This is a genomic window from Novosphingobium sediminicola (genome assembly GCF_014196525.1).
Taxonomy (GTDB): Bacteria; Pseudomonadota; Alphaproteobacteria; order Sphingomonadales; family Sphingomonadaceae; genus Novosphingobium; species Novosphingobium sediminicola.
Map to the genome: position 1 here is coordinate 54,283 of NZ_JACIDX010000018.1, position 15,604 is coordinate 69,886.

The 15,604-nt window shown below is 63.5% G+C and carries 11 protein-coding genes; 5 read left to right on the plus strand and 6 right to left on the minus strand.

Annotation, left to right across the window (positions count from 1 at the left end; all coding sequences use genetic code 11):
- The first annotated feature begins 39 nt into the window (after window positions 1-39).
- From recQ to GGR38_RS19705, 3 genes are read left to right on the plus strand one after another with little or no spacing between them, the layout of a single operon-like run.
- Complete coding sequence (gene recQ / locus GGR38_RS19695; RefSeq protein WP_343059182.1) at window positions 40-1,821, plus strand: DNA helicase RecQ; 1,782 nt, start codon at window positions 40-42, stop codon at window positions 1,819-1,821.
- Entirely contained in the window at window positions 1,814-3,046 is a 1,233-nt protein-coding gene (locus GGR38_RS19700; protein ID WP_183627938.1) for a RecQ family ATP-dependent DNA helicase, read from the plus strand. The genes recQ and GGR38_RS19700 overlap by 8 nt, the downstream gene beginning before the upstream one ends.
- Window positions 3,047-3,057: 11 nt before the next feature.
- Window positions 3,058-4,002 (plus strand): right-handed parallel beta-helix repeat-containing protein, encoded by a 945-nt coding sequence (locus GGR38_RS19705; protein WP_183627940.1) that lies wholly within the window; start codon window positions 3,058-3,060, stop codon window positions 4,000-4,002.
- On the opposite strand, the gene GGR38_RS19710 is transcribed toward GGR38_RS19705, so the two are convergent.
- The 6 genes from GGR38_RS19710 to GGR38_RS19735 form a co-directional block, all read right to left on the minus strand.
- The gene (locus GGR38_RS19710) at window positions 3,999-5,324 is read right to left on the minus strand and encodes a GntP family permease (RefSeq protein ID WP_183627941.1); all 1,326 of its coding nucleotides are present in this window, start codon (window positions 5,322-5,324) and stop codon (window positions 3,999-4,001) included. The two genes, GGR38_RS19705 and GGR38_RS19710, sit on opposite strands and share 4 nt — an antisense overlap.
- A 20-nt stretch (window positions 5,325-5,344) precedes the next feature.
- Window positions 5,345-7,303, minus strand: a complete 1,959-nt coding sequence (locus tag GGR38_RS19715) for a glycoside hydrolase family 3 protein (protein ID WP_221227166.1) — start codon at window positions 7,301-7,303, stop codon at window positions 5,345-5,347.
- A gap of 123 nt (window positions 7,304-7,426) precedes the next feature.
- The gene (locus tag GGR38_RS19720; RefSeq protein WP_183627945.1) at window positions 7,427-9,718 is read right to left on the minus strand and encodes a TonB-dependent receptor; all 2,292 of its coding nucleotides are present in this window, start codon (window positions 9,716-9,718) and stop codon (window positions 7,427-7,429) included.
- Between the two features lie 286 nt (window positions 9,719-10,004).
- Window positions 10,005-11,033, minus strand: coding sequence for a substrate-binding domain-containing protein (locus GGR38_RS19725; RefSeq protein ID WP_183627947.1), 1,029 nt, complete (start codon window positions 11,031-11,033; stop codon window positions 10,005-10,007).
- A 20-nt stretch (window positions 11,034-11,053) separates the two neighbouring features.
- A complete protein-coding gene (locus GGR38_RS19730; RefSeq protein WP_183627950.1) occupies window positions 11,054-12,739 on the minus strand; it encodes a GMC oxidoreductase in 1,686 nt (561 codons plus the stop codon).
- A gap of 21 nt (window positions 12,740-12,760) precedes the next feature.
- A complete protein-coding gene (locus GGR38_RS19735) occupies window positions 12,761-13,303 on the minus strand; it encodes a gluconate 2-dehydrogenase subunit 3 family protein (protein ID WP_172340200.1) in 543 nt (180 codons plus the stop codon).
- Window positions 13,304-13,395: 92 nt separating this feature from the next.
- On the opposite strand from GGR38_RS19735, the gene GGR38_RS19740 reads away from it, so the two are divergent.
- Both GGR38_RS19740 and GGR38_RS19745 read left to right on the plus strand, forming a co-directional pair.
- The gene (locus GGR38_RS19740) at window positions 13,396-14,631 is read left to right on the plus strand and encodes an MFS transporter (RefSeq protein WP_281379464.1); all 1,236 of its coding nucleotides are present in this window, start codon (window positions 13,396-13,398) and stop codon (window positions 14,629-14,631) included.
- The gene (locus tag GGR38_RS19745; protein WP_183627953.1) at window positions 14,631-15,596 is read left to right on the plus strand and encodes a sugar phosphate isomerase/epimerase family protein; all 966 of its coding nucleotides are present in this window, start codon (window positions 14,631-14,633) and stop codon (window positions 15,594-15,596) included. Before GGR38_RS19740 ends, GGR38_RS19745 begins: the two co-directional genes overlap by 1 nt.
- Window positions 15,597-15,604 lie beyond the last annotated feature (8 nt).

Consider the following 15,604-nt stretch of genomic DNA (forward strand, 5'->3'; position numbering starts at 1 on the left):
GAAGTTTCGCTCCTCGCCCGGCTCTGCCATAGCAGGCGCGTGAACACCCAGACGCTCAACCCGCTCGACACTTTGCACCGCATCTTCGGCTTCTCCGCCTTTCGCGGGGTGCAGGAGGATGTGGTGGGCCGCATATTGGCGGGGCATTCAACCTTGGCGGTGATGCCGACGGGCGCGGGCAAATCGCTGACCTATCAATTGCCCGCGGTGATGCTGCCCGGCGTCTGCGTGGTGATCTCGCCGCTGATCGCGCTGATGCACGATCAATTGCGATCGGCCAGCGCCAATGGCATCCGCGCGGCCAGCCTGACCAGCGCCGACACGGATCGCGGCGCGACGATGGCCGCGCTGCGCGATGGATCGCTCGACCTGCTCTATGTCGCGCCCGAACGCGCCAGCCAGCCGCATTTCCGGGAATTGCTCGAACAATCCCACATCGGCCTGTTCGCCATTGATGAGGCGCATTGCGTATCGCAATGGGGCCATGATTTCCGGCCCGATTACCGACTGCTGCGCCCGCTGATGGATGCGTTCCCGGATGTGCCGCGTCTGGCGCTGACGGCGACGGCGGACGCGCATACGCGCGGCGACATTCTCGAACAATTGGGCATTCCCGAGGACGGGTTGATCGTTTCGGGCTTTGACCGGCCCAATATCCAGTATCGCATCGCCCCGCGCGACAATCCTCTGTCGCAGGTCAAGACGCTGATGGCCGAGGTTCCCGGCCCCGGCATCGTCTATGCCGGAACGCGCGCGGGCGTGGAAAAACTGGCCGAGCAATTGGGCGCGACCGGGCGGCGGGTGCTGCCCTATCACGCGGGCCTGCCGCCCGAAGTGCGCGCCGCCAATCAGGCCGCCTTTGTCGCCAGCGAAGACATGGTGATGGTGGCCACCATCGCCTTTGGCATGGGGATTGATAAGCCCGATGTGCGCTTTGTCGCCCATGCGGGCCTGCCCAAGAGCATCGAGGCCTATTATCAGGAAACCGGCCGCGCAGGGCGCGATGGCGATCCGGCGGTGGCGCTGATGCTGTGGGGCGCCGAGGATTTCGTCCGCGCCCGCCAGCGCATCTCCGAGGTCGAACCCGATCGCCAGTCGGGCGAGCGCACACGGCTGGACAGCATGGCCGCGCTGGTGGAAACGGCGGGCTGTCGCCGCGCCCTTTTGCGCCGCCATTTCGGCGAGGACGCGCCCGCCCAATGCGGCAATTGCGACAATTGCCTCAACCCGCCCAAGGTGATCGAGGTGACGGAGCTGGCGCGCAAGCTGCTCTCGGCCATCTATCGCACCGGGCAGAGGTTCGGGCTGGGCTATGTCTCCAATGTCCTCACCGGGGCGGCGGACGAGCTGATTGTGAAGCGCGGCCATGATACGCTCTCGGTCCATGGCATCGTCTCGGGCGAGGAAGCCGCGCTGTTGCGTCCCCTCGCCCGCGCATTACAGGCGCGCGGATGCCTTGAGGCGACCGAGCATGGCGGGCTGCAATTATCGGGCGATGCGCGCGCGATCCTCAAGGGCGAGATGGCCTTTGTCATGGCCCAGCCCCCGGCCCGCACCCGTTCCAGCAGTCGCCGCGACCGGGGCAGTACCCCTAACCCCAGCGGCGATCCCCTGTTCGAGGCGCTGCGCGCCCTGCGCCGCGATCTGGCGGCCGAAGCCAAAGTGCCGCCCTATGTCATCTTCAACGATGCCACCCTGCGCCAGATGGCCGGCGACCGGCCCGGCTCGATGCATGAGATGGCGCAGATTTCGGGCGTGGGCGCGCGCAAGCTCGATGCCTATGGCGAGGCTTTCCTGCACGTCATACGTGACCATGGATGAATTAACGGCCGCGCTGCGCGAGCATTTCGGCCATGATGATTTCCGCCCCACCCAGCGCGCGATCATCGAGCGTGTCATGGCGGGCGGGCATACTCTGGCGGTCATGCCCACGGGCGGCGGCAAATCGCTGACCTATCAATTGCCCGCGCTGCTGCTGCCCGGCACGGCGATCATCATCAGCCCGCTGATCGCGCTGATGCAGGACCAGATGCGCGCGGCCAAGGCCCACGGATTGCGCGCCGCCACCCTGACCAGCGCCGACGAGGATCAGCCCCGCACCATCGACCTGCTGAAACGCGGCGCACTCGACCTGCTCTATGTCGCCCCCGAAAGGGCCGCGCGCGATGATTTCGCGGCGCTTCTGGCGGGCATCCCCATCGCCCTGTTCGCCGTGGACGAGGCGCATTGCGTATCGGAATGGGGCCATGATTTCCGCCCCGATTATCGCGCCCTGCTGCCCCTGCTGAACGCCCATCCCACCCCGCGTCTGTGCCTGACCGCCACGGCGGACGCGCATACCGCCGCCGACATCACAGAGCATTTCGCGATTCCCCCTGAGGGCCGGATCATCGGCGGCTATGACCGGCCCAACATCCATTATGCCGTCCTGCGCCGGGGCGACACGCTGGCCCAAATCCGCAAGGTGCTGGCGGACAATCCCGGCCCCGGCATCATCTATGCCCGCACCCGCGCCGAGGTGGAAAAGACCGCCGATGCGCTGTCCGGCACAGGCCGCCGCGTATTGCCCTATCACGCCGGGATGCGCCCCGAACAACGCCGCGCCCATCAGCAACGCTTCTTCGACAGCCCCAGCGCGGTGATGGTGGCGACCATCGCCTTTGGCATGGGGGTGGACAAGCCGGACGTGCGCTTCATCGTCCACCTTGTCCCGCCTTTATCGGTCGAGGCCTATTATCAGGAAACGGGCCGGGCCGGACGCGATGGGCGCCCCGCCTTGGCACTGCTGCTGTGGCAGGACAAGGATCTCAAAGGCGGCCTTCACCGCGCCATCGCCAGCGACAATGAACGCGGACAGGAGGCGCGCTGGCGGGCCATGGAGCGGTTGATCCGCACATGGGGATGCCGCCGCGAGGTCTTGCTGCGCCATTTCGGGGATGATCCGCCGCGCATCTGCGGGAATTGCGACCACTGCGCGCGCTGGCCTATACGGTGGCCGTCGAGGATAGCGCAGGCCGTTGGGCGGATTTTAACGCGCGGCCGTTAAAGCCGGGGGCCATGAAGCGCCCCATCCTCCTGCTCGCCGCGCTATGCGCTCCTGCTCTGGCTCATGCTCAGGCTGCCTATCAGCAGACCAGCCCCTATACGGTGGTCGAGACGGGACAGAAGTTCAACCGGCTGCAGGACGCGCTTTTCGCCATTGGCGACAAGACCGGCACGATCCGCATCGATTCCGGCCGCTGGCGCGATTGCGCGGCGCAGATCGCAGGCGATGTCCGCTTCGTCGCCGCCGTGCCGGGCAAGACGATCTTTGACGGCCGCCTGTGCGAAGACAAGGCCGCGCTGGTGCTGCGCGGGCGATCCTCACGCGTGGAGGGGCTGATCTTTGCCAATATGCGCCATCAGGACGGCAATGGTTCGGGCATCCGCCTCGAACATGGCAATCTGGCGGTCACGCAAAGCTGGTTCAAGGACAGCGACGAGGGCATTCTGGCCAACAATGACCCGCGCGGGACGATTGCCATCGACCATTCGACCTTCACCCATCTGGGCCGCTGCGACCGGGGCCTGTCCTGCGCGCATTCGGTCTATCTGAACTTTTACGACCGGGTGACGATCACCAATTCGCGTTTCGAAATGGGCGATGGCGGGCATTACATCAAGGCGCGCGCCCGCGTGGTCGACATCCGCGACAATGTGATCGATGACACGGGCGGGCGCAATTCGAACTATCTGATCGACCTGCCCGCGGGCAGCACCGGGCGGATTTCGGGCAACTGGATGGTGCAAGGGCCACGCAAGGAGAACCCCGGCACGATCATCGCCCTGTCCGCCGAGAGCCGCGACCACCCCACCGATGGGCTGGTGATCGAGGGTAACACGCTGAAAATGGCGCCGGGCGCGCCGCGCGGGCCTGCATTCGTGCGCGATTGGTCGGGCGGACGAATCGTGATCGGCGCGAACCAGATCGATCCGGGCGTGGTGAAATACGCTCGGCCTTAAACCACCTGCGCCAGCAGCAGCACACAGCCCAGCCCCACCACCGAGATCGCGCTTTCCAGCATCGACCATGTGCGGAACGTGTCGCGCGTGCTGGTGCCAAGATAGGCTTTGACCAGCCAGAAGCCCGGATCATTGACGTGGGAGAAGAACACCGATCCCGCGCCGATGGCCATGACGATCAGGCTGGGGTCGATCTGATGCCCGCCCACCACGCCCGCCATGATGGCCGAGGCGGTGATTGTCGCCACCGTGGCTGAACCTGTCGCCACGCGGATCGCGGCGGCCACCAGCCATGCCATCACCACCGGCCCGACGAAATTGGCCTGCGCCAAACGGCCAAACAGCGCGGGCAGGCCGATATCGACCAGCACCTGTTTCAACGCACCGCCCGCGCCGATGCCCAGCAGGATGCCCCCCGCAGGCAGCATCGCCTCGCGCCAGATCATGTCCTGAAGGGTGCGATCTGCCATGCGCGGCCCCAGCAGCAGCGCCAGCCCCGCCCCATTGGCGATCAGCAGCGCCACCACCGGATCGGACACCAGCGCGACGGCGGGCGGCAATTCGCCCCCGCCCATCCGCATCAAGGCCCCCGCCGCGATCAGCCCCACCGGCAGCAGCAGCACGATCAGCGCCCGCCATGCAGGCGTGGCCAGCCCCTCATCCGGCTCGATCAGCGGCAGATTTTCCGTCATCACCCCGCGCGTGGTGATCCGCGCCAGCAAAGGCCCGGCGATCAGCGCGGTGGGCACCGCCGCAATCAGGCCCAGCAGCATCGTGCGCGCCGGGTCCGCGCCCAGTTCGCGCACCGCGATCAACGGCCCCGGATGCGGCGGCATCAGCGCATGAAGTACCGACAGGCCCGCCAGCGTGGAGAGCATCACCCGTAGGCGCAGGCTGCCCGATTGGGCACGGTCGGCCATGCCCGCCGCGATGATCGGCAAGAGCAGCACCGTGCCGGTTTCAAAAAACAGCGGCATGCCGATCAGCAGCGCCGCCACCAATCCACCCAGCGTGGCGTAGCGATCGCCGGTGCGGTCCAGCACCGCCTTGGCCAGCGCCCGCGCCCCGCCCGAAATCTGCAGCATCGCGCCAAGGCCCAGCCCCAGCGCCACCACCATGCCCGTGCCGCGCAGGATGTCGCCAAAGCCCTTCTCGATGGTCTGGGCCAATTTGTCGGGCGGCAATTGCGCGGCAAGGCCCGTGGCCAAAGCCCCCGAGAGCAGGCCCAGAAACGGATGCAGCCCCAGCCGCGCAATCAGCAGGATCGCCAGAGCGATCCCGCCGATGCTGATGCCCAGCAGCCAGATGTCAGCCGCCAGCATGGATCAAAGGCCCGCCAGTATCAAAGACCGGCGCCATGCTTGAACAGCGGCTTCTCGCTGTCATTGGGAACGGCCGGGTCCTGCCTTTCCACCGCCGCCATGCTCGACGGCAGTTCGAAGGGCAGATGGCCCTTGGCCTTGGCCTTGCCCAGCACGATGTCGAGCACGGCCTCGTCGCTGGCGCCGAAATTGGCGAGGATGGCGTCGGCCTTGTCCACCACATTGGTCAGGATCGCCGGGCGGTCGAGGAAGATCGCAAAGACCGTGGGCTTGCCCGCCGCCTTGGCGGATTTCAGCGCGTCATAGGCGGCATCGCCATCGCGGAAGTCCAGGCGCCCTTCCTTCTGGCGGCTGCCGAAGAAATGGTTGGGGTGAAGCATTTCGGACGGGCTTTCGGCGCGCACCACGGCGAAATCGGCCTGCGCCGGATCGCTCACCACGGTCAGGCCGGCGGCCTGCGCGGCCTTGGGCTCAACGCCGAACAGCCAGACCTTCTTGCCTTTCGGCGCGACGGGCAGCAGGCCCTTGTTGGTCAGCAGGACCTGCGCCTCGCGCTGGGTCTGGGCGGCAAGGGCGTGGTTGGCCGGATTGGCGATCATGCGCGCGGCGGCGGCCGGATCGACATAGGGATTGTCGAAAAGCCCCTGCTCGAACTTGGCGACCAGAATGCGACGCACCGATTCGTCGACGCGCGCGGGGGTAATCAGCCCATCCTTGATCGCCGAAAGCAGCGGGGCCACGTCCTGCGTGCCGCCGAACTGGTCGATGCCTGCCTTGATGCCCAATGCATAGCGCTGTTCGACGGTCAGATCGTTCACGCCCCAAGCGGTGGAAATATCCTGCGGGCGCTGGGGGTTTTCGGCGGTGGGGTTGCTGCAACGCTCGTTGCAATCCACCGTGATCGCCCAGTCGGACAGGATGATGCCCTTATAGCCCAGCTTGCCGCGCAGCAGATCGTTGAGCAGCACGCGGCTGTAGCCCGCACCGTAAGGCTCCAGATCCTTGCCCAGCGGCTTAGGGCCGGTGATGATCGGATAGGTCGGCATGATCCCCGCCGAACCCGCCGCCAGCGCGCCCTTGAAGGCGGCAATATGCATGTCGAGCTGGGCAGTGGTCAGCTTGGCGATGCGGCCGTAATAATTGTGGCTGTCAAACCCTTCGGGCAGCGCGCCATAGCCGACCCAGTGCTTGACAACGGTCATCACGCCATTGCGGGCCAGCCCATTGGGGGCACCCTGAAAGCCTTGCACATAGGCCCCGCCCAGCACGCTGGCGACCTGCGGATCAGCGCCGAAAGTGCCGGTGATGCGGCTCCAGCGCGGCTCGCTGGCCAGGTCGACCTGCGGGCTCAGCGCCTCCTGAATGCCGACGGCGCGATATTCCATGCGCGCGATTTGCGCAAAACGCTTGACCCGCGCGGCATCGCCCAGCGCGCCAAGGCCCAGCAGTTCGGGCCATTGCGTCACGCCGGTCGCGCTCTCGCCCGCGCCCAGCACATGGTGGAAATGGTTGCGCGGATCGGCGCTGATGGTGACGGGAATGCCAAGGCGCGTGGCCTCGGCCAGCGCCTGCACCGCGTTCGATTGCTCCGCCATCGCGGCCGGGGCCAGCGGCAAACGGGTGATGAAACTGGAAATATGCTTTTCGCGCAGCATGGGCGCGGCCGCTTCAAGATCATAGCCCTTGTTCGACTGACCGATCGCGCCGCCAAGGCCCGGCAGTGTGCCATGCAGCATCTGGCCCGCCTTTTCCTCGATGCTCATGCGGGCCAGCAGATCGGCGGCGCGCACGGCAGGCGACAGACGCCAGTCCTCATAGGGGGTCAGCTTGCCATCGCCGTCAAGGTCGCGGAAACGCAGACCCTTGATCGTGATGATCGCCTTGCCGCGGCTTTCCACCGCAGGCTGACTGGGAGCGGGCTTTTTCGGCGCGGCGGCATGAACCGCCAGAGGGGCAGCAAGCGCAAGGAGAGATGACATCACAACGGTTTTGCGCAGCATAAGACATTCTCTCCCGAATTGAGCCAATAAAAGGGCTTCAGACATAAAGGTGGCCGAACCGCCCAAAGGACAGCCCGGCCACAGGTCAGGGTTAGGTTACTATCAGAACTTGAAGCCGGCGCGAACGCCATACATCAGAGGGTCCGAAACCTGGAGCGTACCGTTCACGCCCGCGCCAACGGCGGTGACGAGCAGGTTGTTTTCCAGGTTCTTGCCGTAGGCCTGAACGTAATAGACCTTGTTCGGCGAGTTATAGGTCACGTTGACTTCGGTCTGCGTATAGGAAGGCTGAACGAAGCGGCTGTAGATCGAGAGAGCCAGCATGTTGTAGCTCGACGAATACTTCGAACGCACACCGGCAATGATTTCGCCGCCATTGGCCAACGGCACCGTGTGGGTGTAACCAACCGTCAGCGTGGTGGTGGGCGAACGGTCCAGACGGGTGTTGGCCAGGTTCAGCGTCGGATAGGTCGCGGCATTGGGATAGAACGTGCCGTAACGCGCGTCGAGCAGCGAGAGCTGAACGTCGAGCTTGCCGTTCTTGACGATGTTATAAGCGGCTTCAGCTTCGATACCATCCACCTTGGCCGAAGCAGCGTTGGTGGTCTGGGTGCACTGGGTGCCGCCGGCGCAGAACGGACCGACCTGGGTCAGCTGCAGGTTGTTGTAGTTATAGTGGAAGGCCGAGAAGTTCAGACGCAGCTTGTTGTCGAGCAGACGGGCCTTGGCGCCGATTTCATAGGCGGTCAGCGTTTCGGGCTGATAGTACAGCGTGCTGGCGGGCAGCGTGCAACCCGTGCCGGTGCCGGCTTCGCAACCGTCGTTGAAACCGCCGGCCTTGTAGCCGGTCGAGATCGTGCCGAACAGCATGGTGGCCGCGTTCAGGTTGTAATCGACGCCGACCTTCCAGGTGGCCTTTTCATACGAACGCTTGGCAATGTTCGGGGTGACGATGTCGCCCGTGTTGTTGCAGGCGATGGTATAGGCGCACTGGACGGTGGCGCCGGTACGGGCCTTTTCATCCTTGGTGTAGCGACCGCCAGCCGTGATGTGCAGCTTTTCGTTGGGCGAATAGGTCACCTGACCGAAACCGGCCACCGACGAGGACATCACATAGTGCTGCGGGAAGGCGAAGACATAGCCGACATCCGAAGGCGCATAACGCAGGCCAGTGGCCCCGTTGGTGCGATCATAGATGGCCAGCTGGATGTCGGCGCGTTCCTTGAAGTAGTACACACCGGCCTGAGCGCGGAACGGACCCGTGCCGTTGGTCGACAGGCGCAGTTCCTGACTGTTCTGCCAGTACCAGCCGTCGAACTTGTTGGGAGCCAGACCGCCCACGTTGACCGCGCTGGCCGGGCCGTAATAGCTGTAGTTGCCTTCGTGACGCTTGAATTCGCGATACGAACCCAGATAGTTCAGCGTCACCGCGCCGAAGTCATACTTGAAGTCCACATCGACGCCATAGGTGGCGTTGTTGCGGCGCAGGTTGTCGGCCAAGACCCGCTGGGGCAGACCATCGGCGGTCGGCGCGTTCAGCGTCAGGAGCTGGGCGTTCGACTTGCCGTTGGCGGTATAGACCGGCATCACCGTGTTGGTGGTGTAGCCCGAATAGAAGTTGCTGGTGGGCAGCGCGTTCGAGCTGATGCCCTTCATCTGGTTATAGTCGCCGCGAACCAGCAGTTCACCGTGGTCGAACTTGAGCAGCGCCGACAGACGGCCCGAGAACACATCCTTGAACGGCGAGAGGTTCAGATCCGACAGGTTGGCACCGGCCTTGAGGAAGCTGTCGCGATGGTCATAGTTGACCGCCGCGCGGACCGCCAGGTTGTCGGTCACGGGCACGTTGATCGCGCCGCCCGCCTGGGTGTTGTTATAGTTGCCATAGGCGACGTTCACGTCGCCCTTCACCTTGTCGAAGGTGGGACGGTTGGTGATCAGGTTGACCGCGCCGGCCGTGGTGTTGCGGCCATAGAGCGTGCCCTGGGGACCACGCAGAACTTCGACGCGGCTGATGTCGTAGAAGCTGGTTTCCTGCGCCTGCTGACGGGCGATATAAACGCCGTCCATCATGAAGGCGGCCGAGGGATCGCCCTTTTCGGTGCCGTCCGAGCTGGTCACGCCGCGAATGGTGATCTGCAGACCGTTGTTACGGTTGATCATCACGCTGGGGACCTGATCGCCCAGATTGGTCGGGTTGGTGATGCCCGCGGTGCGCAGCGCATCGCCCGAAACGGCGGTCAGCGCGATCGGGGTCTTGGACGCCAGCGTTTCAAAACGGGTGGCGGTCACGATGATGTCGCCGTCGGGGCTGACCTTGGTTTCCTGCGCCATGGCAGGGCCGGCAATGGCCAGCGCGAGCACGGATGCTCCAAGAATGTGTGCGAACTTCATATTGCCTATCCCTCTCCTGTTTAAGCAATTCAATTTGCCGTCCCGCCGCCGCAAATACAGCGTCAGGGACAGCGGCCATCGGTTGAAAACGTTATCAATTGGACAATGACCTGCTGCGGATTGCCCCCTAGCTCTCGTCCGTCGCGACAAGAGTAAGGCTTGGTATCGTTTTCAAAACTTCGGGAAATAAATGCGGCGTAAAGCCGCAAACCCCTTTCCATCCTCTCCATTGGAGCCGGGCCAATCGATTGGCTCCGCGCTTTCTGTTCTGTATCCTCTAACCACTTCACTTATTCGATGCAAGACGCTCCTGGGCCCCGGAAGATCGACGGACGATCAACTGATGCGCCAATACAACACTTTGCTCTGTAAGGGGCTTATCATGCAACATGGCGTCGATCATCCGCATCGCCGTTTCGCCCAATTCATTGGTGGGCTGACGAATAGTCGTCAAAGGCGGCGAAGCATAGGCGCCAAAGCGCAGATCATCAAAGCCGACAATGGCTATATCGTCCGGAATCGTCAGGCCTTTTTCATGAATCGCCTGCTGCGCGCCGATCGCCATTTCGTCATTGGCACAAAACACCGCATCGGGCCGCGATTCCAGTTCGAGCAGGCGCAGCATCGCGGTATGGCCCGATTCGATCGAGAAATCGCCATCGACGATCCACCCGGCCTCCGGAGTCAATCCGGCCTCGACCATCGCCGAATGATAGCCGCGCAAACGGTCCGCACACAGCGAATTGACCATCGGCCCGGTGATCGTAGCGATTCTCTTGCGCTCCATCGCGATCAGATGCTGCACCGCCAGCTTGGCCGCGGCCACATTGTCGATCCCCACATGGGGGCAATTCAACCCGGCATAGCTTTCACATGCCAGCACCAACGGGATCGGCAAAGGCTTGCCCGCCTTGACCGTGGCGCGCACCACCGAGGGCAGCAGCGAGCCGAGCAGAATCAACCCGTCCGCCACCCGTGATGTGACCATTTCGGCATAATAATCAAGGCGTTCCTGCTTACCCTGCGTCTCGCCGATCAAGACTCGATAGCCCAGCTCATGCGCAACATTCTCGATGCTCTGCACGATCTCGGAAAAGAACGGGTTGGCGATTTCGGGCACGATCACAATGATCGCTTCATGACGTGGCCGCCGCAATTGCTGGGCAATTGCGTTGGGCACGTATTTCATTTCCTCAATCGCCTGATTGACCGCATCGCGCTTGGCCGGACGAACCGCCTCCGGCTCTCGCAATGTCCGCGAAACCGTGGCCACCGAAACGCCTGCACGCTTGGCAATATCGCGAATGGTGACCACGCTTTGCTGTATTCCTTCTATCAGATCGTGCCCGCTTTCAGAAGTTCCGAAGCGTAATTGGCGGCCCGAGCCGACATCGCCATATAGGTCAGCGAGGGGTTCTGGCAACCGCTCGACGTCATGGCCGCGCCGTCGGTGATGAACAGGTTGGGCACGTCATGGGCCTGATTGTGCTTGTTGAGCACGCTGGTCTTGGGATCGTGGCCCATACGCGCGGTGCCCATTTCGTGAATGCCAAGGCCCGGCGGGTGCAGCTTGCCGCTTTCCTTGATGATGCGGCCGCCTGCGGCCGTGACCATGGCCTTGGCGTCCTCCAGAATGCGGCGGCCCAGTTCCTTGTCATTCTCGCCATGCTCGCAATGAATGTTGAGCAGCGGCAGGCCCCATTCATCCTTCTTGGTCGCGTTCAGCGTGACGCGGTTTTCCGGATTGGGCAGCATTTCGCCAAAGCCCGACAGACCGACCATCCATGTGCCCGGATGACGAATGCGCTCCTTCAGCTCGGCGCCCACGCCCGGCGCGCCCATGGCTACGCCATGCCACCCCTGACGCATCACCCGGCCTTGATAGCCATAGCCGCGCAGATAGCTCTCGGTCTGACCATCAAGGTTACGATAGCGCGGAATGTAGATGCCATTGGGGCGGCGGCCGCGGTGGAAGGTTTCAGGGCCATCCATCACCGCCATCACGCTCGGACCATAAACGTGGTCCATCAGATTGCGGCCCACCTGATCGGAACTGTTGGCCAGACCGCGCGGGTTGGCTTCATTGCCCGATTGCAGCAGCACCTGCGCGCTGCCGATGGTCGAAGCGCACAGGAACACCACCTTGGCCTCATAGGTCGTGGCCTTCTTGGTGTTCTGGTCGATAACGCGAACACCGGTGGCCTTGCCGGTTTTCGGATCGGTGATGATCGAATGCACGATGGCATCCGTCACCAGCGTCAGATTGCCGGTCCGCGTTGCGGCGGGCAGCGAGGAGGACAGGCTGGAATGATAAGCGCCGAACGAGCAGCCGCGTTCGCACAGCGAGCGATACTGGCACGGATTGCGGCCCAGCTCGATATGGTGCGGCTGGGGCTGGGTCAGGTGGGCGCAGCGGCCCATGATGACCTTGCGGCCCGCAAAGCTCTTTTCCACCGCCGTCTTGAACAGCTTTTCGCCATCGGTCATCGGCATCACGGGCAGGAACTTGCCATCGGGCAATTGGGCCAGACCATCATTTTCGCCCGACACGCCGATGAAGGTTTCCACCTTGTCATACCACGGCGCCAGATCGGCATAACGGATCGGCCAGTCCACGCCGTGCCCGTCGCGCGCGTTCGAGCTGAGGTCCATTTCGGACAGGCGATAGGTCTGACGCCCCCACATGATCGAGCGCCCGCCCAGATGATAGCCGCGAATCCAGCTGAAGGGCTTGTTTTCAGGCGTTTCATAGGGGTGCTGGCTGTCCTTGACCCAATATTGCTGGGTCGCGGTGTTGACCGCATAGCACTGGCGCTGGATCGGATAGTCCTTTTCCAGCACTTCCTCAGGCACGCCCCCGCCATTGGGCAGGTCCCACGGCTGCATCCAGTCATTATAGGATGCGCCATGCTCAATCTTGCGGCCGCGCTCCAGCACGAGCGTCTTCAGGCCCAGTTCGCACAATTCCTTGGCGGCCATCCCGCCGCTCATCCCAGAGCCGATAACAATGGCGTCGAACATTTTACTCTCCCAGAATTCTTATCAGCCGACGTTGTGACCGGCCCATGCACGCGTGTCCTTGGTCAGGGGAATCGAAGGCTCCCACGCGCCGGGCACATGCTCGTAGCGCAATTCGACCGTGGCCCCCGGTTCGCTCATGTAATAGGCGGTGACCAGCAGGTCCTTGAGCTTGTAGTAATCGGGATTGGAGAAGTTCTCCAGATCATAGCCGGTCAGGAACGTCTTGCGCGCCGCCGGGGTCAGCAGGGCAAAGGGCTTGCCCGTCTTGGCGCGCGCGGCCGTGTCGATGGCCTTGAGCGCGGCCAGATGCGCGGCGCGATGGGCCGGATTGGCCCAATCGCGCAGCAGCGCGTCAACCGTGGCGGGCACCTTGACCTGAACCGCGCCGGGCGTGTCGGTGCGCGGGATAAATGTGTCGCTGACCGCGGCCAGCAGCGCGGTGGTGGGGGCGTCCAGCAGAGGAGGCTTTTTCGCAGCAGCCGCAAGGGCATCGGCGGGCAGCGCCGACAGGCCGATAAGCGCCGCAAGACCTTCAAGCATGTGACGGCGATCGAGTTCGATCATCCTCATCTTCTCCTCTTCCCGAAATTTGATTCTTGACCGATGCCATCGCGTTCTGGCAACGTTTACAAAAATATGGGACAGAGGACGAGGCCTTGTCAACAACCACTTCATCGCAGACCCGAAAAATAAGCCTTTTCATCATGATGGCATTGCAGCTTGCCATCTGGGGGGCTTGGGCGCCGAAATTGTTTCCTTACATGGGGATGCTCGGCTTTTCCGCAGGACAACAGGCACTTGTCGGCTCATGCTGGGGCATTGCCTCGGTCGTGGGCATCTTCTTTTCGAATCACTTTGCCGATCGCTACTTCGCCGCTGAACGCTTTCTGGCGGTCAGCCATGTGATCGGCGGCCTTTGCATGCTGGGCGCGGCCTATTCGACCGCCTTCATGCCGTTTTTCGCCTTTTATCTGGCCTATAGCCTTGTTTACGTGCCCACCCTGTCGGTGACCAACACGATCGCCTTCGCCAACCTGAAGGAAGGCAAGGATTTCGGCACGGTCCGCGCAGGCGGCACCGTGGGCTGGGTGATGGCTTCCTGGCCCTTCGTGTTCATTCTGGGCGCGCATTCGGGGCCGGAGGAAGTCCGCTCGATCTTTATCGTGTCGGGCGTGATCTCGCTGGTGCTGGCCGCTTTCTCGCTCACCCTGCCCCATACTCCGCCGAAAAAGGGCGGCGATGATGTCGACGCGCTGGCATGGCGCCGGGCGCTGGGCCTGCTCAAAAAGCCCTTCGTGGCGGTGCTGTTCTTCGTCACCTTCATCGATTCGGTCGTGCATAACGGCTATTTCGTGATGGCCGACGCGTTCCTGACCAACCGCGTGGGCATCGCGGGCAATCTGTCGATGGTCGTCCTCTCGCTGGGCCAGATCGCCGAAGTGCTGACCATGCTGGTGCTGGGCACGGTGCTGGGCAAGCTGGGCTGGCGCAAGACGATGATCGTGGGCATTCTGGGCCACGCGGCGCGTTTCCTCGCCTTCTCCTTCCTGTCGGACAGCGTCGCCTCGATTGTCGCGGTGCAATTGCTGCACGGCATCTGCTACGCCTTCTTTTTCGCAACGGTCTACATCTTCGTGGACGAAGCCTTCCCCAAGGACGTGCGTTCGAGCGCGCAGGGCCTGTTCAACCTGCTGATCCTTGGCGTCGGCAATATGGTGGCCAGTTCCTTCTTCCCCAACCTTGTCGCCAAACTGACCGGGGTTGATGGCGTGGTCGATTACCGCACGCTGTTCCTTGTGCCTGCCGGCCTCGCCACGCTTGGCGCGCTGGTTCTGGCCTTTGCTTTTCACCCGCCAACGGCCGCACCGGCCGGGGCTCTGGAGGACGCCTGATGACCATCAATCTTAATCGCCGCGGCCTGTTGGCCGCCATGGGCGCAACCGGCCTTGCGGCCGCTGTTCCCGCCTTTGGCGCCCCGCGCACGCCGCTGTTCAAGCGCATCAACAAGCCGCTGGGCGTCCAGCTCTATGCGCTGGGCGAGGCCGCGCAAAAGGATTTGGGCGGCACGCTCAAGCGCCTTGCCGCGATGGGCTACACCGACTTTGAACTGCCCGGCCTCTATGGTCGCAGCCCCAAAGACCTGCGCGCCGATGCCGATGCAGCGGGCGTCCGCTTCGGCTCGATCCACATGGGCATGCCCCAGCGCCTGCCCGCAGGCTCGCTCACGCTCATGAGCAGCCCGCAGGAAATCGCCGACGCGCTGGGTACTATGGGCATCCGCAAGGCGGTGCTGCCTATGCCGCTGCTGCCCGACGACTTCAAAATGCCCGCCGCCGGAGGCGACATGCGCGCCGCGCTGGTCGCGGCGGTCGATGCGGGCGGTCTGGACATGTGGAAGCGTCTGGGCGGGCTGCTCAACGAACGCGCCCATGCGCTCAAGCCCTATGGCATTGATCTGGGCTATCACAACCACAACATGGAATTCCGTCCGCAGGGCGGCACCACGGGCTGGAACGTGCTGCTGGGCGAGCTTGACCCCAAGCTTGTGTTCCTCGAACTCGATCTGGGCTGGGCGGCAGCGGGCGGTCTTGACCCGGCGGCCGAAATCCGTCGCCTCAAGGGGCGGATCAAGATGGTCCACCTCAAGGACATCAAGGCCTCGACCAAGACCAATTACGCGCTGAGCCAGGACCCCGCCGAAGTCGGCCTCGGCATGCTAAACTGGCACAAGATCCTGCCTGCCTGCGCGGAATCGGGAGTCGAGAATTTCTACGTCGAACAGGAAGCGCCCTTCACGCGCGACCGGTTCGATTCGATGAAGATCAGCCACGATTATCTGGCCAAATTCGTCGCTTAACAGGTCGA

What these genes read in the sequence shown, in the direction of transcription:
- GGR38_RS19720 (WP_183627945.1), bottom strand. Translation starts at nt 9,718, where the DNA reads ATGAAGTTCGCACACATTCTTGGAGCATCCGTGCTCGCGCTGGCCATT.
- GGR38_RS19730 (WP_183627950.1), bottom strand. Translation starts at nt 12,739, where the DNA reads ATGTTCGACGCCATTGTTATCGGCTCTGGGATGAGCGGCGGGATGGCC.
- GGR38_RS19735 (WP_172340200.1), bottom strand. Translation starts at nt 13,303, where the DNA reads ATGATCGAACTCGATCGCCGTCACATGCTTGAAGGTCTTGCGGCGCTT.
- GGR38_RS19705 (WP_183627940.1), top strand. Translation starts at nt 3,058, where the DNA reads ATGAAGCGCCCCATCCTCCTGCTCGCCGCGCTATGCGCTCCTGCTCTG.
- GGR38_RS19700 (WP_183627938.1), top strand. Translation starts at nt 1,814, where the DNA reads ATGGATGAATTAACGGCCGCGCTGCGCGAGCATTTCGGCCATGATGAT.
- GGR38_RS19745 (WP_183627953.1), top strand. Translation starts at nt 14,631, where the DNA reads ATGACCATCAATCTTAATCGCCGCGGCCTGTTGGCCGCCATGGGCGCA.
- GGR38_RS19710 (WP_183627941.1), bottom strand. Translation starts at nt 5,324, where the DNA reads ATGCTGGCGGCTGACATCTGGCTGCTGGGCATCAGCATCGGCGGGATC.
- GGR38_RS19715 (WP_221227166.1), bottom strand. Translation starts at nt 7,303, where the DNA reads ATGTCATCTCTCCTTGCGCTTGCTGCCCCTCTGGCGGTTCATGCCGCC.